General features: G+C 37.6%; 22 protein-coding genes. 17 read left to right on the top strand and 5 right to left on the bottom strand.

What is annotated here, in order from left to right; translation table 11 throughout:
- The first annotated feature begins 10 nt into the window (after positions 1 to 10).
- The 15 genes from NSQ79_RS10260 (at position 11) to rpsD (ending at position 15,502) form a co-directional block, all read left to right on the top strand.
- Entirely contained in the window at positions 11 to 841 is an 831-nt protein-coding gene (locus NSQ79_RS10260) for an energy-coupling factor ABC transporter ATP-binding protein (protein WP_002885731.1), read from the top strand.
- The gene (locus tag NSQ79_RS10255; RefSeq protein ID WP_045772057.1) at positions 817 to 1,659 is read left to right on the top strand and encodes an energy-coupling factor transporter ATPase; all 843 of its coding nucleotides are present in this window, start codon (positions 817 to 819) and stop codon (positions 1,657 to 1,659) included. Before NSQ79_RS10260 ends, NSQ79_RS10255 begins: the two co-directional genes overlap by 25 nt.
- Entirely contained in the window at positions 1,652 to 2,446 is a 795-nt protein-coding gene (locus tag NSQ79_RS10250; protein ID WP_045001313.1) for an energy-coupling factor transporter transmembrane protein EcfT, read from the top strand. Before NSQ79_RS10255 ends, NSQ79_RS10250 begins: the two co-directional genes overlap by 8 nt.
- A gap of 300 nt (positions 2,447 to 2,746) precedes the next feature.
- Positions 2,747 to 3,328 carry a LysM peptidoglycan-binding domain-containing protein gene (locus NSQ79_RS10245; RefSeq protein ID WP_014632483.1) on the top strand — a complete coding sequence of 194 codons (582 nt, stop codon included), beginning with the start codon at positions 2,747 to 2,749 and terminating at the stop codon, positions 3,326 to 3,328.
- 183 nt (positions 3,329 to 3,511) lie between these two features.
- Positions 3,512 to 4,210: a transglycosylase SLT domain-containing protein gene (locus NSQ79_RS10240; RefSeq protein ID WP_014632484.1), complete on the top strand. Its 699-nt coding sequence runs from the start codon at positions 3,512 to 3,514 to the stop codon at positions 4,208 to 4,210.
- A 129-nt stretch (positions 4,211 to 4,339) separates the two neighbouring features.
- On the top strand, positions 4,340 to 6,049 hold the full coding sequence (locus NSQ79_RS10235; protein WP_014632485.1) for a hypothetical protein: 1,710 nt from the start codon (positions 4,340 to 4,342) through the stop codon (positions 6,047 to 6,049).
- A gap of 144 nt (positions 6,050 to 6,193) precedes the next feature.
- Positions 6,194 to 7,315: a tRNA 2-thiouridine(34) synthase MnmA gene (gene mnmA / locus NSQ79_RS10230; RefSeq protein WP_014632486.1), complete on the top strand. Its 1,122-nt coding sequence runs from the start codon at positions 6,194 to 6,196 to the stop codon at positions 7,313 to 7,315.
- Between the two features lie 19 nt (positions 7,316 to 7,334).
- Positions 7,335 to 7,949, top strand: coding sequence for a MarC family protein (locus tag NSQ79_RS10225; protein WP_045001316.1), 615 nt, complete (start codon positions 7,335 to 7,337; stop codon positions 7,947 to 7,949).
- A 141-nt stretch (positions 7,950 to 8,090) separates the two neighbouring features.
- Positions 8,091 to 8,546, top strand: coding sequence for an NUDIX hydrolase (locus NSQ79_RS10220; RefSeq protein WP_049528201.1), 456 nt, complete (start codon positions 8,091 to 8,093; stop codon positions 8,544 to 8,546).
- Between the two features lie 10 nt (positions 8,547 to 8,556).
- Complete coding sequence (gene mnmG, locus NSQ79_RS10215) at positions 8,557 to 10,458, top strand: tRNA uridine-5-carboxymethylaminomethyl(34) synthesis enzyme MnmG (RefSeq protein WP_049528204.1); 1,902 nt, start codon at positions 8,557 to 8,559, stop codon at positions 10,456 to 10,458.
- A gap of 73 nt (positions 10,459 to 10,531) precedes the next feature.
- On the top strand, positions 10,532 to 12,496 hold the full coding sequence (locus NSQ79_RS10210; RefSeq protein WP_013991330.1) for a DHH family phosphoesterase: 1,965 nt from the start codon (positions 10,532 to 10,534) through the stop codon (positions 12,494 to 12,496).
- Position 12,497: 1 nt separating this feature from the next.
- Positions 12,498 to 12,956 (top strand): 50S ribosomal protein L9, encoded by a 459-nt coding sequence (rplI, locus tag NSQ79_RS10205; protein WP_002885729.1) that lies wholly within the window; start codon positions 12,498 to 12,500, stop codon positions 12,954 to 12,956.
- Between the two features lie 43 nt (positions 12,957 to 12,999).
- A complete protein-coding gene (dnaB, locus tag NSQ79_RS10200) occupies positions 13,000 to 14,361 on the top strand; it encodes a replicative DNA helicase (RefSeq protein WP_002885809.1) in 1,362 nt (453 codons plus the stop codon).
- 29 nt (positions 14,362 to 14,390) lie between these two features.
- Positions 14,391 to 14,693, top strand: a complete 303-nt coding sequence (locus tag NSQ79_RS10195) for a Veg family protein (protein ID WP_002885699.1) — start codon at positions 14,391 to 14,393, stop codon at positions 14,691 to 14,693.
- Between the two features lie 197 nt (positions 14,694 to 14,890).
- Positions 14,891 to 15,502, top strand: coding sequence for a 30S ribosomal protein S4 (rpsD, locus tag NSQ79_RS10190; protein WP_002885833.1), 612 nt, complete (start codon positions 14,891 to 14,893; stop codon positions 15,500 to 15,502).
- A 184-nt stretch (positions 15,503 to 15,686) separates the two neighbouring features.
- On the opposite strand, the gene NSQ79_RS10185 is transcribed toward rpsD, so the two are convergent.
- On the bottom strand, positions 15,687 to 15,875 hold the full coding sequence (locus NSQ79_RS10185) for a hypothetical protein (protein ID WP_002885644.1): 189 nt from the start codon (positions 15,873 to 15,875) through the stop codon (positions 15,687 to 15,689).
- 115 nt (positions 15,876 to 15,990) lie between these two features.
- Between NSQ79_RS10185 and NSQ79_RS10180 the strand changes: the two genes are divergently transcribed.
- A complete protein-coding gene (locus NSQ79_RS10180; RefSeq protein WP_013991329.1) occupies positions 15,991 to 16,353 on the top strand; it encodes a DUF1304 domain-containing protein in 363 nt (120 codons plus the stop codon).
- A gap of 76 nt (positions 16,354 to 16,429) precedes the next feature.
- Here the strand turns inward: NSQ79_RS10180 and NSQ79_RS10175 are convergent, their stop codons facing one another.
- On the bottom strand, positions 16,430 to 16,969 hold the full coding sequence (locus NSQ79_RS10175; protein WP_002885702.1) for a TetR/AcrR family transcriptional regulator: 540 nt from the start codon (positions 16,967 to 16,969) through the stop codon (positions 16,430 to 16,432).
- 128 nt (positions 16,970 to 17,097) lie between these two features.
- Here NSQ79_RS10175 and NSQ79_RS10170 point away from each other — a divergent pair, with 128 nt between their 5' ends.
- Positions 17,098 to 19,467 carry a YhgE/Pip domain-containing protein gene (locus NSQ79_RS10170; protein ID WP_045001319.1) on the top strand — a complete coding sequence of 790 codons (2,370 nt, stop codon included), beginning with the start codon at positions 17,098 to 17,100 and terminating at the stop codon, positions 19,465 to 19,467.
- A 37-nt stretch (positions 19,468 to 19,504) separates the two neighbouring features.
- Here NSQ79_RS10170 and NSQ79_RS10165 read toward each other — a convergent pair whose 3' ends face one another.
- The 3 genes from NSQ79_RS10165 to NSQ79_RS10155 are packed head-to-tail and all read right to left on the bottom strand — an operon-like array spanning position 19,505 to position 21,244.
- Positions 19,505 to 20,350 carry a DUF4097 family beta strand repeat-containing protein gene (locus tag NSQ79_RS10165; RefSeq protein ID WP_079119911.1) on the bottom strand — a complete coding sequence of 282 codons (846 nt, stop codon included), beginning with the start codon at positions 20,348 to 20,350 and terminating at the stop codon, positions 19,505 to 19,507.
- Positions 20,347 to 20,931 (bottom strand): DUF1700 domain-containing protein, encoded by a 585-nt coding sequence (locus NSQ79_RS10160; RefSeq protein ID WP_045001322.1) that lies wholly within the window; start codon positions 20,929 to 20,931, stop codon positions 20,347 to 20,349. Before NSQ79_RS10160 ends, NSQ79_RS10165 begins: the two co-directional genes overlap by 4 nt.
- Positions 20,918 to 21,244 carry a PadR family transcriptional regulator gene (locus NSQ79_RS10155; RefSeq protein WP_014632494.1) on the bottom strand — a complete coding sequence of 109 codons (327 nt, stop codon included), beginning with the start codon at positions 21,242 to 21,244 and terminating at the stop codon, positions 20,918 to 20,920. Before NSQ79_RS10155 ends, NSQ79_RS10160 begins: the two co-directional genes overlap by 14 nt.
- Positions 21,245 to 21,314 lie beyond the last annotated feature (70 nt).

The following is a 21,314-nucleotide window of genomic DNA, read 5'->3' as shown; positions in this document are numbered from 1 at the left end:
CGATAAATCAATGATTGAAATAAAAAATTTAAAGTTTAAATATCATCAAGATCAACCATCCTATATTCTTGATGATGTATCGTTTCACGTGAAACGTGGGGAATGGTTATCCATTGTAGGGCATAATGGTTCTGGAAAATCCACGACAGCACGTCTTATTGACGGACTATTAGTGGCAGAGTCTGGGCAGATTATTGTTGATGGTCAAGAATTAACAGAAGACAATGTCTGGGATATCCGTGATAAGATTGGTATGGTCTTTCAAAATCCAGATAATCAATTTGTTGGGGCAACTGTTGAAGATGATGTTGCTTTTGGTCTTGAAAATAAAGGTGTTCCCTATGAAGAAATGGCTTCAAGAGTTCAAGAGGCTCTGGAATTTGTAGGAATGTCAGAATTTAAGGATAGAGAGCCAGCTAGATTATCTGGAGGCCAAAAACAACGTGTGGCTATCGCAGGTATTGTAGCTATGAGACCATCTATTTTGATTTTGGATGAGGCAACTAGCATGCTTGACCCAGAAGGTCGCCAGGAATTGATTCAATCTATTAAAGCTATTCGTAAAGAATACGGAATGACTGTTTTATCAATTACTCATGATCTCGATGAGGTCGCTTTGAGTGACCGTGTTTTGGTTTTGAAAAAAGGTAAAGTGGAGTCTGTTTCAAGTCCTCGTGAACTATTTAGTAGAGGCTCAGAGTTAGTTGACTTAGGTTTAGATATCCCTTTTAGTGCATTATTAACTCAAAAGCTAAGAAATAAAGGTCTGATAGATTGTGAAGACTATCTGACAGAAAAGGAATTGGTAGAACAACTATGGGAATCTCTCTCAAAAATGTAAGTTATATCTATCAAGCGGGTACTCCTTTTGAGGGGCGTGCCCTTTTTGATATGACGACGACGATAAAAGATGGTTCATATACGGCCTTTATTGGACATACAGGAAGTGGTAAATCTACTATTATGCAGCTCTTGAATGGCCTTAATTTACCCACTAGTGGTCAGGTTCACGTTGATGATACGATCATAACCAGTCAATCAAAGAATAAGGACATAAAACCAATTCGTAAGAAGGTAGGTTTAGTTTTTCAATTTCCAGAAAGTCAGTTATTTGCAGAAACTGTTTTAGAAGATGTTGCCTTTGGACCTCAAAATTTCGGAGTTTCTAAGGAAGAAGCAGAACAACGTGCTATTGAAAGTCTAAAATTAGTTGGACTCCCGGAAGAGTTTCATGGACAGAATCCTTTTGATTTATCAGGGGGACAAATGCGACGTGTTGCCATCGCAGGGATTCTAGCTATGCAACCAGATATTCTAGTGCTGGATGAACCGACTGCCGGTCTAGATCCACAGGGCCGGAAGGAATTGATGTCTCTCTTTAAGGAGTTACATCTTTCTGGAATGACGATTGTTTTAGTTACTCACTTGATGGATGATGTTGCCGATTATGCGACAGCTGTGAATGTTATGGAAAAAGGGCAACTAGTGTTGTCGGGAGCTCCTAAAGATGTTTTTCAAAAGGTTACTTTTCTTAAAGAAAAGCAGTTAGGTGTTCCTAAAATCACAGAGTTTGCGCTACAGCTACAAGAAAAAGGTTATCAATTTGAAAGTCTCCCTATTACAATCGAGGAATTCGTAGAGGTGGTGTCGCATGGATAAGTTAATTATTGGACGTTATATTGTTGGGGACTCTTTTATACACCGATTAGACCCTAGAAGTAAATTATTAGCCATGCTGATTTATATTGTTATTATCTTTTGGGCTAATAATCCCTTAACTTATGCTGTAATAACTTTATTTACACTTTTCTTGGTTTTCTTGTCTAAAATAAAACTTGGTTTCTTTTTAGGTGGAATCAAACCAATGATTTGGATTATTTTATTTTCTACCCTATTTCAAGTTTTCTTCAATACAAAAGGGAGTGTGCTTTGGTCTATCGGCTTTTTAAAGATTACGGAAGTCGGTTTAAATCAAGGTTGGATGATATTCCTTAGATTTATCCTCATTATTAGTTTTTCCACCCTACTTACTCTAACGACAACACCTTTAAGTTTATCTGATGCAGTTGAATCACTTTTAAAACCTCTTACTGTTTTCAAAGTGCCAGCACATGAAATTGGTTTAATGCTATCTTTGAGTCTACGTTTTGTACCAACTTTGATGGATGATACGACTCGTATTATGAATGCTCAAAAGGCGCGTGGTGTTGACTTTGGTGAAGGAAATATTATTCAAAAGGTACGGTCAATAATACCTATTTTAATTCCTTTGTTTGCATCAAGCTTTAAACGAGCAGATGCTTTGGCGATTGCTATGGAAGCACGAGGCTATCAAGGTGGTGAAGGACGAATAAAATATCGTCGACTTTCATGGAATGGTCGAGATACCTTATCAATTATTGCTATTTTAGCTTTAGGATTAATGCTTTTTTATCTTAAGAGTTAATTCGTTGAGATAAATAAAAACTAGATCTTAAGACCTAGAAGTTTTAGATGGACGCCCACGTAGGCGTTCTTTTTTCGTCTAATCCCAACCTACTTGTAATATTTTTAATATCCCTAACAAGGGGATGTTATATTTCCAAGGTATCATAGATACATGGTTATAGTTCTTCAGCTTAATCTGGATTGAGAAATCCCTATATAGAGAAAGCAAGTTGATTTACCCATTAGTCATAAACAATAAAATAACTTAAAATCTTTGACTAATATGGATTGGACTATAAATAGATAAAGGAGCATCATCATGCAAAAAAAGAATACATCTAACACTAAAAAATTAGGTCTTTTTGGACTTGTTACAGTAGCAACACTTGGGGCAACAGCTTTAGCTAATGCAGAAACTTACACAGTTCAAAAAGGTGATACACTTTCAGCTATTGCTAAGAAAAATGGTACGACCGTAGATGAAATCGTTTCAAAAAACGGTATTCAAGATGCCAATAAGATTTCTATTGGTCAAAGCTTAACAATTAATGAAACAACTGAAGAGACTACAGAACCTTCAGCTACAACAGCTACAGCGGAAGCAGCTGTTGAATCAACACAATCAACAGAGTCTACACAAAGTGAAGATACTCAAGCGACCAATACAAATCTTTCTTCTTCAGAGGTAGCTGCCAAAGAAGAAATCGCTCAACGTGAGTCAAGCGGTAGCTATACAGCTCAAAATGGGCAATATTATGGACGTTACCAATTAGCATCATCATATTTGAACGGAGACTTGTCTCCTGAAAATCAAGAGAAGGTAGCAGATAATTATGTAGCAAGCCGTTATGGTTCATGGACAGCAGCTCTTGCTTTCTGGAATGCTAATGGTTGGTACTAAATCATTATTACTGACTTATGAGGAAAACTTGTAAAACCTCATACAAATAAGGGGAAAATGCCAGAATCTTGGCATTTTTTTATTAAAATGATAAATCATTGTAACATTAGACATAATACAAATAATCGGCAGTAATATTACTAAGTTATGATGAATGTAACTAGAATTAACTAGGAGGGATTTATGTTTAAAAAAAGTTATAAGGGACGCCGTATCAAATTAGCAGCGAAGAAATCATTGGCGGTACTAGTGGCAATTGTAACAAGTTTTATTGTCATTTTGGCAGTATCACTGTCTACACTAATTAATAAAGGGTTGGTTAATGCATTTTCAGATTCTGTTACCCCAGCACCTTCAACAGCATCAACAACGTCAGAATCGACAGCAGATTTAGTTAAATCAACAGAAATTAGCTCAAGCAAAGAGAATAAAGCTAACAAAGAAAAGGTTGAAGAAAGTAAGCCTCAGTCAGAAACAACAGGAGAATCGGTAGAATCAGCTGAAAAGTCTCAGTCAGATACTGCCACTATAAGCGCTGCTTCAACGAATACTGATACTACGTCGACTCAAATACTTGGAACAGCTCCTTCGGTTGCTGCAACTGGTAGTGGGTCAGTTGTTCTCTCAAATGGGAACACTGCAGGAGAAGTTGGTTCTTATGCGGCGGCACAGATGGCAGCAGCTACTGGTGTTCCTCAGTCAACTTGGGAGTCAATTATTGCGCGTGAGTCAAATGGTGATCATACTGCAGCAAATGGTTCAGGTGCATCAGGTCTTTTTCAAACAATGCCTGGATGGGGCTCTACTGCAACAGTTGAGGATCAAATTCAATCAGCCTTGAATGCCTATAACGCACAAGGTTTGTCAGCTTGGAATTACTAATATTAATAGAAGTTGGGAGCATGCTCTCAGCTTTTTAATTTGGATGTAGGTAATCTGTTTTATAGAGCTACTTGTTATTACTAGGTAGGGTATGGCCTTTTTGTTATAATAGGAATGAAAGGTATAGCAATGAAACAAATTTTTAAATCAAGAGAAAAGTTGTGGGTTTCTCTTATTATTATAGCTTTTGCTGTGTTATTGGTTACACCACAACTACTTACAAGAAAAGTCATTTTAGGTTCAGATTCCATCTTTCACTATAACAGGTTCTATGAAGCTGCTATGCAACTAAAAAATGGTAACCTTTCTTACTTTTTATCTTTATATGGATTCCAACAGTCAGGCCGCATTGTCAATGCTCTTTACGGTCCTTTTTTTGCCTATTTACAAGGAGGGCTTATTTTAATAAGTGGCACTTGGTTTCGTTATCAGATTGTGTCAAGGGTATTACTACATATACTAGCAGAGTCCTCAATGTATGCCTTGCTCAAGCAGTGTAAAGTTAAGACAAACATTGCCTTGTCACTAGGTTTACTCTATGCGACAACATTCTCTATCCAATACTGGACGATGCGTCAGGGTTTCTCTAGTTGGGGAGCAGCTTTACTACCTTTTTGTTTTATTCCAGCAATTCACTATGTCTTTTATCAAAAAGTAGAACCAATTAGACTTGCCTTGTCTATGGCATTGATTTTTCAGGTTCACGTACTCAGTGCTTTGATATTAGTGATGATGTATCTTCCTTTTTATCTTTACACTTTTGTAAAGTCTCCTATCGCTAAGAAAAAGGAAACCTTCGTTCAAGTCCTTATAGCAGTCATTCTATTCCTCTTACTGACTGTCAATGTCTGGTTAGTACTCCTATATTTGAGAGGGACTAATCATCTCTTAGATCCATTTATAAATAGAGAAATAGGTAAGAATGGGATAGATGGGACAGCAAGATATTGGCTATATACCCCAATTTCCTTAATGGTGTTACTCATTTTACAGTTTCTTTACGCTGTTTTGAATTGGAAGAAATTTGCTAGATGGAAAAAAATACTGCATTTTATTTATTTTGTCTTTTTCTTCTTGTCGACAGGTCTTTTTCCGTGGCAGCATCTAGTAGAAAATGGAAACACATTTGCTGAACTGATTCAATTTCCATTTAGATTCTTTGTTCCTGCCACCATTTTACTTTTAGCAATTACGGGGTTAACGGTCACGCGATTTGTAAACTGGCGAAAAAGTATTGCTGTTTTACTCTTTGCCTTTGCGGGTGTTGGTCTCATTCAGAATATGATGGATACTACCGATCGTGTAAAAACTGCGGCACAAGATGGTGAACTTATTTCCATTGTTAAACATACTTACGTTGAAGGAGATTACCAGACGATAAGTCTTACCATGAATGACAGTGACTTGTCACAGTTTTTAAATTTAGTTGTCAAACCCACACCAGATTACGTACCTATTTATGGGACAATAGGTAAGCAGAACACTTATGATCTTTATTACGAAAATATCGTTACGAATCAGAAGGCAGAAAAGCTACTAGAAGATGGTAATCTTGTATTAACTTGGCAAGCTGCTGAAGGGGAGGAACTGAATCTACCGATAGTTGTCTATAAAGATTCCATCTTGACACTAAATGGTAAAGAATTAGACAAGGATGCCTATAACTTGTCAACGATTGGTACACCGACCGTTTCATCACAAGAAGGACAGAATAAACTTGTGTTAAGTTATAAGGAGCCAGGATGGCTATTTGTAGCGTTATTGATTCCAATAATAGTCTTAGGAGTAATAGGTTTACAGTGGCTTTACACGAAAACAAGTATCAAAAAGGTTGCCTAGTGGTAACCTTTTTGCATTATTCTTTAATCATGATATAATTAAGCTTGCGTGCTTTTACGCTTCAAAATCGACCTTCAAATCGATATTTGAATAACTAGACCCTTCAAGTCTATGTTAATTTTTATTTGATGGGAGGAGTTATCTATGACTGATAATTCAAAAACACGTGTTGTTGTCGGTATGAGTGGTGGCGTTGATTCATCAGTAACAGCCTTACTTTTAAAAGAGCAAGGTTATGATGTAATCGGTGTTTTCATGAAAAACTGGGATGACACAGATGAATTTGGTGTGTGTACCGCAACCGAAGATTATAAAGATGTAGCAGCAGTAGCTGATCAGATTGGTATCCCCTATTACTCTGTCAACTTTGAAAAAGAGTACTGGGATCGTGTATTTGAGTATTTCTTAGCAGAGTACCGTGCAGGCCGTACCCCTAATCCAGACGTTATGTGTAATAAGGAAATCAAGTTTAAGGCTTTCTTAGATTATGCGATGACATTGGGAGCGGATTATGTGGCTACAGGACATTACGCTCAAGTTGTTCGCGATGAAGACGGCATTGTCCATATGTTGCGTGGTGCAGATAACAATAAAGATCAAACCTACTTCCTTAGTCAACTTTCGCAAGAGCAGTTGCAGAAAACGATGTTTCCTTTAGGACATCTACAAAAGCCAGATGTTCGTGAGATTGCTGAACGTGCAGGTCTTGCAACAGCCAAGAAAAAAGATTCAACAGGAATATGTTTTATTGGTGAGAAAAACTTTAAAGAGTTTCTTAGTCAATACTTGCCAGCTCAAAAAGGTCGTATGATGACTGTCGATGGTCGTGATATGGGTGAACACAACGGACTCATGTATTACACTATTGGTCAACGTGGTGGTATGGGTATTGGTGGCCAAAAAGGTGGCGATAATGCTCCTTGGTTTGTAGTAGGAAAAGATCTTTCTAAAAATATTCTTTACGTGGGTCAAGGTTTCCACCATGAGTCCTTGATGTCAACTTCTCTTGACGCTTCAATGATTCACTTTACTCGAGATATGCCAGAAGAATTTGAAATGGAATGCACAGCAAAATTCCGTTATCGTCAACCTGATAGTAAAGTTACTGTAAAGGTTAAGGGTGATAAAGCAGAGGTTGTTTTTGCTGAACCTCAGCGTGCTATTACACCAGGTCAAGCCGTTGTTTTCTATGATGGTCAGGAATGCTTGGGCGGCGGTATTATTGACCAAGCGTATAAAGACGGAAAAGTTTGTCAGTATATCTAACTGGAGTTAAGTAAAAACGATGAGTTCTCAATTTTTTTATGCATTTATGGCATTTTTCGCTATAATGAACCCAATTTCAAATCTTCCTGCTTACATGGCTTTAGTAGCAGATGATAGTCAAAAAATTTCACGAAAAATTGCTTTTAGGAGTCTTTTGATTGCCTTTGTTATTGTAACTGTTTTTATCTTTTCAGGAGATTTCATTTTTAAAGTATTTGGAATTACAATTATTTCTTTCAGAATTGCTGGCGGAATATTAGTGGCTGTTATCGGTTATCATATGATTAATGGTAATCATTCACCCAGCTATAAAGGAATGGAGCAGCAAGCAGTAAATTCAGATCCAATGTCTATTGCTATTTCTCCTCTTGCAATGCCACTTTTTGCGGGACCAGGTACAATTACAACTGCTTTAAGTCTGGCTAATGGAGGTTTGCAGAATCAACTGATAACCGTAGTTGCTTTTGCTCTACTATGTGTCATCACTTATCTCCTGTTAAGAAGTGCAAAACAAATTGCAGGCTTCTTGGGAGAAAATTTGATGAAAATTATAACGAAAATGATGGGACTTTTACTATTCTCCATAGGTATACAGATGATTATTGTCAGTGTGCAGACCTTGCTCAAACAGTGATTTGCATTGACAAAACGATTTGATTTGATAAAATAACTTTAACAATAGTCATGATGGTCAAAGCTCATGGATGTTGCAGGCTTTTTGTTCTGCACTTCTCAGAGTTTTGACTATTTTTGTGTGGTTTCGAAAGGAAGTAAAATGAGGCAAAAGGATTTTCGGACGAAAATAGATTCTACTGTTTTTGGTGTGAGAGCGACTGCTTTGATTGTAAAAGATAATCGCTTGTTTGTCATTGAAGATGAGGACGGCTGTTACACAATCGGAGGTGCTATTCAGGTCAATGAAACTACAGGAGATGCTGTAGTTCGGGAAGTCAAAGAGGAACTTGGTGTTACATCTAAAGCAGGTCCGCTAGCTTTCGTGGTTGAAAATCGTTTCGAACAAACTGGTGTTCACTATCACAACATCGAGTTCCACTACTTAGTAGACTTACTTGAGGAGGCACCTTTGGTCATGCAGGAAGATACAAAGCAATTACCTTGTCGTTGGATTGCTTTAGATGATTTACATACTGTTGACCTGAAACCGGCCTTTTTAAAATCAGCCCTACCAGACTGGGACGGAAAATTACGACACATCCATCTTGAGAAATAGGAGAAATAGAATGAATTATAACTTTATAGAAGAATACGATATCATTGTAATCGGTGCTGGTCACGCTGGTGTGGAAGCTAGCTTAGCTGCAGCCCGCATGGGATGTAAGGTTTTATTAGCGACTATTAACCTAGAGATGTTGGCTTTTATGCCATGTAATCCTTCTATTGGGGGATCTGCCAAGGGGATTGTTGTCCGTGAGATTGATGCCCTTGGTGGAGAGATGGGTAAAAATATTGATAAAACTTATATTCAGATGAAAATGTTGAATACCGGTAAGGGACCTGCTGTCAGAGCTTTACGTGCACAAGCCGATAAAGCCTTGTATGCTATGACAATGAAGCATACAGTTGAGCGTCAGGAAAACCTGACTCTCCGTCAGTCCATGGTTGATGAAATTCTTGTTGAAGATGGTAAGGTAGTTGGTGTAAGAACAGCCACAAATCAAAAATATGGAGCTAAAGCGGTTGTTGTCACAACAGGAACAGCTTTGCGTGGTGAAATTATCCTAGGTGAGCTCAAATATTCTTCAGGTCCTAATAACAGTCTTGCATCTGTTACATTGGCAGATAACTTGAGGGATCTTGGCCTTGAAATAGGAAGATTTAAAACAGGTACCCCTCCTCGTGTCAAGGCATCATCAATTAATTATGAAGAAACTGAAATTCAACCAGGTGACGAAAAGCCGAATCATTTTTCATTCTTGTCGAAGGATGAAGATTATCTTCAGGATCAAATTCCTTGTTGGCTAACTTATACGAATCAAGAGAGCCACGATATTATCAATAACAATTTACACCGTGCCCCAATGTTTTCAGGTATTGTCAAGGGTGTAGGACCTCGTTATTGTCCATCAATCGAAGATAAAATTGTCCGATTTGCCGATAAGAATCGCCATCAACTTTTCCTTGAACCTGAAGGAAGAGAGACTGAGGAAGTCTATGTGCAAGGCCTGTCAACTAGTCTGCCAGAAGATGTTCAAAAAGAGTTGATTCACTCAATTAAAGGTCTCGAAAAGGCAGAGATGATGCGAACTGGTTATGCGATTGAATATGATATCGTGCTCCCTCATCAACTACGTGCAACACTTGAAACGAAGTTGATTTCAGGTCTCTTTACAGCAGGACAGACCAACGGAACTTCTGGATACGAGGAGGCAGCAGGTCAAGGTCTAGTTGCTGGTATCAATGCGGCTCTTAAAGTTCAAGGTAAACCAGAACTTATTCTCAAACGTAGTGATGCCTATATTGGTGTAATGATTGACGATCTTGTCACAAAAGGAACCTTGGAGCCATATCGTTTATTGACATCACGCGCAGAGTATCGTCTCATATTACGTCATGATAATGCTGACATGCGCTTGACACCTATTGGTCGAGAAGTTGGTTTGGTTGACGATGAACGTTGGCGTATCTTTGAAATTAAGAAAAATCAGTTTGACAGCGAGTTGACACGTCTGTCAAAAGAAAAATTAAAACCTATTAAAGAGACGAATGAAAAAATTCAAGCTCTAGGCTTTAAGCCATTGACAGATGCCATGACAGCTAAAGAGTTTATGCGTAGACCAGAGATTGATTACGCCACAGCTACTCAGTTTGTAGGTCCAGCTGCAGAAGATTTGGACGCGAAGATAGTAGAGTTGCTTGAGACCGAAATCAAGTATGAAGGTTATATTAATAAAGCTTTGGATCAAGTAGCTAAGATGAAACGTATGGAAGAAAAGAGGATTCCAAAAAATATTGATTGGGATGCTATTGATTCCATTGCTACCGAAGCTCGTCAAAAATTTAAGAAAATCAATCCTGAGACCATTGGTCAAGCGAGTCGTATTTCAGGGGTCAACCCAGCAGATATCTCAATTTTGATGGTTTATCTTGAAGGTAATAATAAGGCCCGCAGGAAAGTAGACTAACGGTGCTAACACGTTTAAAAGCCTTTTAATTAAGGCTTTTTTATGTTATAATTGTTAGATTAAGAGGTTTTATATGAAAAGATTTCACTTTGCAACGATTCATCTTGTAATGATTGGGCTAATTCTTTTTGGAATTGCTACTATTTTTGTTCGCGTACTAAAATCGGAGTCTGCACTCATTTTTGCGCTTTTTATTATTATGGTAGTAGTTGTTGCCTTATTGCATTACCAAAAGACAACATATGAGTCCTTAGAAATAGAGCAATTAGATGAACTGAATCAGGATGTTGAAGATTCTTTGAAGACCCTTCTCGGAAAGATGCCTGTTGGGGTTATTACTTTTGATGAGAACGATCATATTGAATGGTTCAACCCCTATGCGAAGCTAGTACTTTCGGATGAAAATGGAAATTTCAATAAGCAGTTGATTGCGGATTTTATTTCCCAGAAACGAAAGGGGTCACCTTCGAATGTGATAACCGTTGGTGATAATAAATATGCCGCTTTTGTGGATTTTGACAATAAGTTGACATATTTTATTGACAATGTTTATGATCAAGATGAAAATGCTGATCCAAATATGACTCGTCCTGTTATCGGGATTATTTCAGTTGATAACTACGACGATGTGACAGGAAGTTTACCTGATGCCGATGTTTCAAAAATCAACACATTTGTGGCAGGGTTTATTTCTGAGTTTGCTAAGGCCAAGCATATTCATTATCGACGTATTGAAGGTGATCGTTTTTACTTCTTCACCAACTACAGTGTTTTGACAGAATTCATGGATCAAAAGTTTTCTGTCTTGGATGACTTCCGTCAGCAGGCTCAGGAGCGTGGTTTACCACTGACTTTGAGCATGGGAATTTCATTTGGTACGCTTAAGCATGATCAAATCGGTCAGGTTGCCTTGCAGAATTTAAATATCGCACTAGTTCGCGGTGGAGATCAAGCTGTTGTCAAGGAAAACGATGATCACAAGGAACTTCTTTATTTTGGAGGAGGTTCTGTTTCAACAGTAAAACGTTCTCGTACAAGAACAAGGGCCATGATGACTGCAATCTCTGATAAGTTGAAAACAGTCGAAAAAGTGTTTGTTGTCGGACATAAGAATCTCGATATGGATGCTCTAGGGGCAACTGTCGGTATGGCTCATTTTGCCAGTCAAATTGTTCGAAAAAGCTATGCTGTTTACGATGATACGGCTATGAATGCAGATATTGAGCGTGCAGTCGAACGGCTAAAAGAAGATGGTCAGTCACCTCTTATTACACTTTCAGAGGCCGAAGAGTTAGTCAACCAACATTCGTTGTTAATTATGGTTGACCATTCTAAAATCAATTTAACCTTATCTAAGGATTTTTATGATCGATTTAATGAAGTTATTGTTGTAGACCATCACCGTCGAGATGATGATTTTCCTGAAAATGCTGTTTTGACCTTTATTGAAAGTGGGGCGAGCTCAGCCTGTGAATTGGTTACGGAGTTGTTGCAATTCCAAGGTGCCCCAGAACGTTTGAGTAAAATCCAAGCCTCTATCCTTATGGCAGGTATCATGTTGGATACTAAAAATTTCTCAACTCGTGTGACTAGTCGAACCTTTGATGTCGCCTCTTATCTGCGTAGTTTAGGAAGTGATAGTGGAGAAATCCAAACGATCTCTGCTACTGATTTTGAAGAGTATCGACGTATCAATGAGCTAATTCTAGCAGGTGAACGTATTACAGATGATATCATTGTTGCCTCAGGTGATAATCCTAAATGTTATAATAATGTTGTGATTTCTAAGGCAGCAGATACGATGCTTGCCATGGCAGGTATCGAAGCAACTTTTGTTGTCGCTAGGACCAGTGATTCTACTGTGAATATATCTGCTCGAAGCCATAAAACGATTAATGTACAACGTATTATGGAGAAAATGGGTGGTGGAGGCCATTTCAACTTAGCGGCCTGCCAATTGCGAGACTGTAGTGTTGCTCAAGCAAAAAATAAATTGATTGAAACTATTATGGGAGAATTGGCTCCCAAGGAGGACTAAAATGAAAGTTATTTTCTTACAAGACGTTAAAGGTAAAGGTAAAAAAGGCGAAATTAAAGAAGTACCATCAGGTTACGCTCAAAACTTCTTGATTAAAAAGAATCTTGCCAAGGAAGCGACAAACCAAGCTATCGGTGAGTTGAAAGGTAAGCAAAAATCTGAAGAAAAACATGCAGCAGAGTTGTTGGCTGAAGCGAAGCAAGTTAAAGAGCAACTTGAAAAAGAAGAAAATCGTCTTCAATTTACTGAGAAGGTCGGACCAGACGGACGTACTTTTGGTTCAATTACAGCCAAAAAGATTGCAGAAGGACTTCAAAAACAATTTGGTATCAAAGTTGATAAACGCCATATTGAACTTGAACATCCTATTCGTGCGATTGGTCTAATTGAGGTTCCTGTAAAGCTTCATAAAGAAGTGAGTGCACAAATTAAACTTAACATCAAAAATAGTGCTGAGTAATTCGTTGACACTATAAGTAAATCTTGTAAAGGAGGGAATAATTGTGGCAGAAGCTCAAGAATTACGAGTGCAACCTCATGATTTAGTAGCGGAACAGTCTGTTCTAGGGGCTATTTTCATTAACCCGGAAAAGTTGATTACAGTTCGAGAATTTATCGAAGCAGACGACTTTTACAAGTATTCCCATCGTGTCATTTTTAAAGCAATGGTAACGCTGTCGGATCGAAATGATGCCATTGATGCCACGACAGTACGCACCATTCTAGATGACCAAGATGACCTCCAAAATATAGGGGGTATTTCTTATCTTGTAGATTTGGTCAATAGTGTCCCAACATCCGCAAATGCTGAGTATTATGCTAAGATTGTGGCTGAGAAAGCCATGCTTCGCCGTATTATAAATAGATTGACAGAGACTGTCAACCAAGCATATGAGGGCGCTACTGAATCTGATGAAATTATTGCGAATGCTGAGAAGGCCCTAGTTGATGTTTCAGAGCATAGCAATCGTAGTGGTTTCCGCAAAATATCTGAAGTTCTTGATGTCAATTTTAATACTTTGGAGATGCGTTCACAGCAAACATCAGATGTTACTGGGTTGCCGACAGGTTTCCGTGACCTTGACAAGATTACAACAGGTTTACACCCTGATCAATTAATTATTTTAGCAGCTCGTCCCGCAGTTGGTAAAACAGCCTTTGTACTGAATATTGCTCAGAATGTTGGTACCAAGCAAAATAAAGCTGTTGCAGTCTTTTCTCTAGAGATGGGTGCAGAAAGCTTGGTTGATCGTATGTTGGCAGCTGAAGGGATGATTGATTCCCATGCTTTACGTACAGGTCAATTGACAGAGCAAGATTGGAATAATGTGATGATTGCTCAAGGGGCATTGGCTGAGGCACCTATTTATATAGATGATACCCCTGGTATAAAGATTACTGAGATTCGTGCACGGTCTCGTAAATTGTCACAAGAAGTAGAGGGTGGTCTCGGTCTTATTGTGATCGACTATTTGCAGTTGATTACAGGGACGCGACCAGAAAATCGCCAACAAGAGGTTTCAGATATTTCAAGACAGTTAAAAATTCTGGCCAAGGAGCTTAAAGTTCCTGTAATTGCCTTGAGTCAGTTATCTCGTGGGGTTGAACAACGTCAGGATAAACGTCCAGTCTTGTCTGATATTCGTGAGTCAGGATCTATCGAGCAGGATGCCGATATTGTAGCCTTCTTATATCGTGATGATTACTACCGAAAAGAAGGTGAAGAACCAGAGAATGCGATTGAAGATAATACAATCGAAGTTATCCTAGAAAAAAACCGTGCTGGTGCGCGTGGAACAGTCAAGTTACTATTCCAAAAAGAATACAATAAATTTTCATCGATTGCTCAGTTTGAGGAATCATAATTTTCAGATTTAAGGAGATATATATACATATGAGTGATGCATTTGCAGATGTTGCGAAGATGAAAAACATCAAGGAAGCTATTAAGTCACATGAAGGTCAGCTAGTAGAATTAACCCTAGAGAATGGACGTAAACGTGAAAAGAATAAAATTGGTCGATTGACAGAAGTTTATCCATCATTGTTTATTGTTGAATATCAAGACTTCAGTTCTCAAGCAGGAGCTATTAATAATAGTTATGTTGAATCTTACACTTATTCAGATATTTTGACTGAGAAGACTCTCATTCGTTATTTGAGTCCTGAGGAACAAGCTGAAATCGAAAATAAATAAGAAAAAGCCTTTACTTGGGCTTTTTTTCGTGGTAAAATGTTAAAGTATGTGAAATAATAGCAGGATAAAATGAAGCTCGTCAACAGGAAGTCGGCTAGAAAAGTAACCTTTGCTGTTTGGGCGAAGTCTTTCTGAACGAATCAGGTTTATCTAAAACGTTATTTCCTAAAAATATTTTTTATAGGAGGACATTATTAATGTCACGTTATACAGGTCCATCATGGAAACAATCACGTCGCCTTGGTTTCTCACTTACAGGCACAGGTAAAGAATTGGCACGTCGTAACTACGTACCAGGTCAACACGGTCCAAACAACCGTTCAAAACTTTCAGAGTACGGTTTGCAATTGGCTGAGAAACAAAAACTTCGTTTCTCATACGGTTTGGGTGAAAAACAATTCCGTAACTTGTTCGTACAAGCTACTAAAGTTAAAGGTGGAACACTTGGTTTCAACTTTATGGTTCTTTTGGAACGTCGTCTTGACAACGTTGTTTACCGTCTCGGTCTTGCAACTACTCGTCGTCAAGCACGTCAATTCGTAAACCACGGTCACATCCTTGTTGACGGTAAACGTGTTGATATCCCATCATACCGCGTTGAAGTTGGTCAAGTAATCTCAGTTCGTGAAAAATCAGCTAAAGTTCCTGCTATCCTTGAAGCAGTAGAAGCTACTATCGGACGTCCAGCATTTGTATCATTCGATGCTGAAAAACTTGAAGGTTCATTGACACGTCTTCCAGAACGTGATGAAATCAACCCAGAAATCAACGAAGCACTTGTCGTTGAATTCTACAACAAAATGCTTTAATTTTAAAATTCATTTTGCAAAAAGCCCGTTGTTATGGGCTTTTTTGTTTATCTTAAATCATTGATTTTTGAGTTTGTTCAGTTATTTGTTTAGTTACAAGTTTGTTTTCTAATAAAAAAAGTCCCTAGTCTAATACAAGTGACTAGGGGGCGTAATATGATAATAGATGATTTTGAGGTATAAATTATTTATTATCCAATCCGCCTTCAAAATCTGCTGAAACATTTGAAACGTAGTTGGTGAAATAGGCTTCAAAATCTTTTTTTAGTTGGTCGTACTCCTCTTCGGAGTAATCTTTATCCTCTATATAAGCCTGAAATCTAGGAATTCCCAGATCTTTTTGGAGACGTTGGATTACTTCTGTCTTTGTCATAAGAACCTCTCTTTCATTCTTTATTTTACCATATTTCAAATTGTATGAAGCATGCATGTTGTTTTAAAGGTTCACTTTTGATATACTGTCAAAGTTATTTAAGAAGGAGGCTACTATGTCTATTATTACACTAATTTTAGCTGGGATTGTTGCTTTGGAGCATCTCTATATCATGTATTTGGAAACTTTTGCGACACATTCAGACACGACTAGTCGTGTTTTCAATATGAGCAAAGAAGAACTTCAACGTGATTCTATTACAAACTTATTTAAAAATCAAGGGATTTACAATGGTTTGATTGCTATATTCCTCTTATATGGGATTTTTACAAATAGTCAGTTACTTGTAACTGTTTTTGTACTCAATGTTTTCTTTGCTGCTATTTATGGTGCTATAACTGCCAATAAGAAAATTATTTTAACGCAAGGCGGACCCGCAATTTTGACCTTGCTTTCACTTATCATTTCCTTATTTTAAGGATTTTATTGTAAAAGAAAAAAGCTGCTTTAACTATTGAAATGGTTTGCAGCTTTTTTATGCTTTTGAAGTGATTTTATTGTGGAATAAATCGTAGAAGAAAGTCTGTCATTTCTTGAGGTGATTCTTTTTTACCTTTATTTATCCAGGCTTGACAAGCACCAAAAATAGCATGTGCAAAATAAATACTGGCATAGTCTTTCTCGAATCCTTTAAGAGCTCTTTCTTCAGCAGTGGGATCAATGAAGTCCTCAGCTATCATACGCTGAAGTTTATGTATCAGAAAATCTTGAATTTCTTTTGATCCATTGGTAGACAATAGAGCTGATAGGAGCTTTTCACGAGTGAGAAATTCAAAGATTTCGAGAAAGGCTCCCTCTTTCTTTCCTTCATATTTATCGAAGATATACTCTAGCTTGTGGAAAAGCTCTTTCTGATAACTATCAATCATTTCATACTTATCTTTGTAGTGGGTATAAAAACTCGAACGGCTAATCCCAGCTGTTTGAACCAGACGAATGGTAGTAATATCATTGAAATCTTGGTCTTCAAGACATATTACTAAAGCATCTAAAAGAGCTTTTTTTGTTTGCGCGCGTCTTTGATCTTTTGACATACAAATCTCCTTTTATACACTTTTAGACTATGTGTCCAAAAATCGATTGTTTAACATTGATTTTCAGGTAAATGAGTTTATAATTGATTATATCATAAAAATAAACACAATGTCTAAAAAGGAGAAATATGTTAGCAGAATTAAAGGCTCTTCTTAAAAGTCCAAAGCTCTGGATAACAATTATTGGTGTCTCATTGATACCTGCTTTATATAATCTAATCTTTTTGTCTTCTATGTGGAATCCTTATGGTAATGTCAAACACTTACCAGTGGCAGTAGTGAACAAAGATAAGAGTGCTAGTTTCCAGAATAAGATTCTGAATATTGGTCATGATATGGTAGACAATATGTCTAAAAACAAAAATCTAGACTATCACTTTGTGACTGAAAATGAAGCCCAAAAAGGAATTGAGGATGGTGATTACTATATGGTAATCACTTTTCCAGAAAACCTCTCAAGTAATGCAGCAAGTCTTTTGACAAATGATCCTAAGAAACTGGAAATTTCTTATCAAACAACAGCAGGACATAGCTTCGTTTCTTCAAAAATGAGCGATTCTGCCATGTCTAAGTTGAAGGATACTGTTTCTAAAAATATTACATCAACTTATGTTGGAGCTGTCTTTAGGAGTATGTCTCAACTTCAGGGTGGTATGGGAACTGCAGCGAATGGGGCTAGGCAATTATATGCAGGTGCAGGCGCACTTCAGTCAGGGAGTCAGACCTTATCAAATGGCTTAGGAACTCTTGCTGGATCTACACAAACATTGGCTACAGGTGTTGATACCTTGAGTTCAGGCGCGTCTGCCTATACTTCAGGTGTGTCAACTTTGTCAGGCGCTTTGTCACAGTTAAATGCGAACTCTGAGGCTGTTAATTCTGCTGCAGGTCAATTTGTATCAGGAGCAGAGGCCATGAATACCTTAGTTACAGGTGCAGATTCGTTGTCAACAGCGCTCAGTCAAATGGCTACAGCAACAAGTTTATCTGAAGAACAGCAAGCACAGTTGTCAACCCTATCAACTAATTTAACTGATTTAAATACAGCAATTCAAAATCTTAATACAGCGATAAGTAACACATCATTACCAAGTGGAACATCAACAACATCAGTAGATACAAGTTCAATAGCGACTTATCTTTCAAATATTTCTTCTGCAGCTAGCTCTATAGCTACAGCTAGTGCAACTGATAAAGCAAATGATTTGGCTGCGGTACAAGGAACAGCTGCTTATCAAAGCTTGACCGCAGATCAACAAGCAGAGATTACATCGGCAATTAGTAATGCAGGCTCTACAGCTAGTAGTTATGCTTCAACTATTGCATCTGATGTGTCAAGTATGTCAACTGCTTTATCTAGCTTGACAGGTACGACAACAACTAGTAGCGGAGATTCAAGTAGTTTGGCTTCTCTACAAACGTCTATTTCAGGCATTGCAAGTTCGGCGAATGCTCTTCTCCCTGTAGCTTCATCAACGGTATCATCAATGCAAGCTAATATTGCTAATGTCAATTCAGTACTTGTCAATCAATTATCACCAGGAGCAACTCAAGTGGCTTCAGGTGTATCAACCGCTCAAAATACTCTAGCAACAGGTGCAAGTGCACTTTCAACTGGTTTGTCAACTTATACTGGTGCAGTGTCAACGATTGCCAGTGGTGCTCAAACTCTAGATGCTAACAGTAGTAGTTTAATGACTGGTTTTGCTACTCTTCAGAGTGGTACAAGTGCTCTCAATACAGGAGCTCAACAATTAGCAACGGGCGGAAATACCTTAACAAGTGGATTGACAAGTCTGTCAACCAACCTTTCTACATTATCTGATTCATTAAACAAGGCTAATCAGCAATTATCTCTTGTTTCTGTAAACTCAGACAATGCCAAAATAGTTAGTGCTCCGCTTAAAGAGAAGAAAACTGATAAGGATAAGGTTGACACTAATGGTGTGGGGATGGCTCCATATATGATTTCTGTTTCTCTTATGGTTGTCGCTCTTTCAACTAATGTTATCTTTGCTAAGAGCTTGACAGGAAGAAACTTTACGAGCCGTTTTGATTGGGCTAAGAATAAGTTCTTTATCAATGGTATCATTACGACTATGGCTGCAATTGCCCTTTATATTGCCATTCGATTTGTGGGAGTTGAACCAAATCATCCATTAGCTACATTTGGTATGATTCTCCTTGCAGCATGGACTTTAATGGCGCTCGTTACAGCCCTTGTGGGTTGGGATGATAGATATGGTGCATTTGCTTCTATGATTATGCTCCTTTTGCAGCTAGGTTCTAGTGCAGGGACTTATCCAATTGAACTTAGTCCTAAGTTCTTTAAGGTCGTCCAACCATTCTTACCAATGTCCTACTCCGTATCAGGTCTTCGTCAAACTATTTCAATGACAGGACAAATCTCAAATCAAGTACGTATGTTATTCATTTTCTTACTTATTTTTGTAGTTGTAGGTATTATTATTTATAGACCAAAGTCTGAAAATGAATAAACTAAAGGCCAGCTCTAATGTGAGCTGGCTTTTTATGTTATTCAACAGTTATATCACCGAGGTCTGAGGTAATGGTTAGTGTGTTATCCTTTGAGATCTTAAGGTTATTTGTGATGTCCACCTCTCCTGAATGACTATCGGCTTGAACATTGAGCGTGTAATCTTTAAGAGCTATTTCAATATCACCGGATGTAACATCAAGTTTATTGTGACCATTGAAAATCAGGTTATCTCCAGAGTAATCTCCCATTGCAATAGATAAATCTGAGTTAGTAAAAAGTGTATGATCACTATCAACACTACCAACATCAAGATTAGCTTTTAGGTTGCTGACAATCATTTTAGTAAAAGTTAGGTCCCCGACATTTAGATTGATGTCTGCTTGTTTGATAGTGCTATTACTTAAATCTAGATTTCCAGTTGCTAAATCAACCTTTAAAAAATCAATCGTTTGTTTTTTAGGGAGTGTAATGACAATGGTTTTATTTCTGACTTCCTCGTTGAGAGTAGAAAGCCTTACTAAATCTTTTAATCCAAAAAAGTTAATATGTTTGTTAGAAGTTGAATCTAATTCAGAGTTGTTATCATTGATAGTCAATTGACCATCCTTTACAGATGTGTCAATTGGATTTTTTGTTTTTTGGTAGTAAGAAAGCGTTGCTTTGTCAACGTCACCATTTTTTATAAGCACATTGTAGCTACTACTTTTAATATCAATTTTATTGAAGTCCTCAACTTCTTTCTTGACATAATCTTGCTCACTTATAGTTTTATTTTGTAAATCTGTTAAGCCACCTTGGCTATAACCCCAAGCTACTAATCCTCCTCCTAAAAATAGAGAGATAAGAGACACTCCGAGGACAATCTTTTTCCAAGTTTTCATGATTTTCTTCCTTTCTTGATGAGCCATTTAATCAATAGGGTAATTAGCTTTACAATAAGTTTACAGATTTCAAATGAAATCAAAAGCAGTAAGAGTGCTCCTCCAAACATCAATAGACCTAGGCCTCCTCCAAATAGTGTTGAAGCTAGTGAAATATTTAAGAGAGAGAAGCTTGTAAAGAAAGTGTAAACACCACTAATGAGTAAGGCAAAAGTAAGAGCTAAGGCAGTCACTATAACTGCAAAAATAATCAAAAGAAGTGTCAATAGCATAGCTAGAAAGAATAGTAGAATTGGTAAGGCGACTGGGCTAGCTAAAACAGCTAGAATCGCAATCCAGAGGATAGTTGTTTTATTACGTAAGCTACTCTTATCCTCAATAATCTTTTCGTCTAGAAGACGACTAATGACTTCATGTGCTGCTTCCTTAGGTGTACCCAATTCTGCAATAACCTGAGCTTCATTTTCAGGTCCAGCCTCTTCAAAATATTCCATGAAATATTCGAGGGCCTCTTCATAGTCCTTTTGTGGTAATTTTCGTAGATATTTTGTTAATTTGGCTATATATTCAGTCCTTGTCATGTCTTAATCTCCCTTCTACAATACCATCGAGGGTTTCTTTATAGGTTAACCATTCTTCATTAAGAAATTGAAGATGATTTTTTCCCTCTTGGGTAATACTGTAATATTTACGTTTACGCCCTTGATATGCTTGGCTATAGGTGGTCATATAACCTGCTTTTTCAAGCTTTTTTAGAATAGGATAAAGTGTTGACTCCTTGATATTAGCCACAAGCTTAATGGTTTGACTAATTTCATAGCCATAAGAGTCTTCTCTATCGATAATAGCTAGTATTAGGAACTCTATCAGGATTGACGATGTTGGAAAATACATAGTGTGCTCCTTTGCTTTTAGGATATGTATAAAAATTATATATAATTATTTTACACATTGAGTGTATCTC

The sequence above is a fragment of the Streptococcus sp. FSL W7-1342 genome (assembly GCF_037966635.1).
Lineage (GTDB): Bacteria > Bacillota > Bacilli > Lactobacillales > Streptococcaceae > Streptococcus > Streptococcus salivarius_D.
Note: the sequence above shows the minus strand (reverse complement) of the source record. Positions and strands in the feature narration are given on the sequence as shown.